This window comes from Lactobacillus sp. ESL0703 (genome assembly GCF_029433435.1).
Taxonomy (GTDB): Bacteria; Bacillota; Bacilli; order Lactobacillales; family Lactobacillaceae; genus Lactobacillus.
Window position 1 is genome coordinate 1 of the sequence record NZ_JAQTIB010000011.1, and the last position, 542, is coordinate 542.

Genomic DNA, 542 nt, shown 5'->3' on the forward strand with positions numbered 1-542 from the left:
TTGGATACTTAGCTATAATCTTGGCATTCTCCGTTGGATCTAGAGCGGCCTCAGCTTGACTAGCTGTCAGGTTATCGCCTGCTGTAATTACTGTTGGCGTGTCTGTCTTCTTAGCACCAAGTACATTAACTGCTAGTTTAAATGGTGCACTGGTTGAACCATCCTTGTAATGTGCTACTGCTTCAATTTCTTGACCGTCGCCAACCGTATCTGGCTGTGCTTCTGCCCAAGTTAAATGATCAACCTTAGTACTTGAATCATCATTCCCTGGCAGCTTGATATTATCTTTAATCCAAGCTGGATCGCTAAATTCTGGTACTTTAACTTCACTATCAGAAACATGAGTTGTGATTGGGGCTTTTTGCGCTACTTCAAGGTTACCTTCATTATTATTGTCCTTTGACTTAATAGTCAGGTCTACTTGAACAATCTGCTTTGTACCGTCACCGTAATCAACGACAACATAAGGGTGTGAGTCGCCAACATTATTGTTATCAATCGTTCCCGTACCATCTGCGTTAGCTGCCCAGCTAAACGTTGCG

General features: G+C 42.8%; 1 protein-coding gene. It reads right to left on the reverse strand.

Features of this window, described 5'->3' with window-relative positions:
* Nucleotides 1–542 (reverse strand): Rib/alpha-like domain-containing protein (locus PT278_RS07935; RefSeq protein WP_277131540.1); only part of this gene is annotated, 542 nt, incomplete at both ends.